Annotated in this window: 1 pseudogene; it reads left to right on the top strand. The window is 28.5% G+C overall.

Annotation, left to right across the window (positions count from 1 at the left end):
• Positions 1-91: 91 nt before the first annotated feature.
• Positions 92-403, top strand: a pseudogene (locus B3W71_RS00605) (hypothetical protein); the annotation flags it as partial.

Here is a 403-nt window from a genome sequence, read left to right on the forward strand (position 1 = left end):
TGAAGCTTAGAACTCTGTTTATATAAAGTAAAGTATAAATTTGTTTGCTATGTGTTCTATTAATTATATTTTAAAAAATGTGAGGTGTCATATGAATTTTAAGAAACTTCTTAACAAAACTAAACTTTCCGTTGCTATTTTAGCAACATTAAGTGTATTTATACTAGGCTGTATAAATACACCAAAAGCATTTGCATTATCGATGAATGGTAGTGGAACAACTTCTGATCCCTATATTATAACTTCCGCTGAGCAATTATCAGAAATTCGTGATAATCTTTCTGCCAGCTATAAGTTAGCAAATGATATAAATCTAGACGGTATAGATTTTATTCCAATAGGAAATAAAGATGTTCCATTTACAGGAACATTTGATGGTAGTGGCTATACTATAAAAAATTTA

It is taken from the genome of Clostridium sp. UBA1056 (genome assembly GCA_002316385.1).
In the GTDB taxonomy this organism is placed as follows: Bacteria; Bacillota; Clostridia; order Clostridiales; family Clostridiaceae; genus Clostridium_J.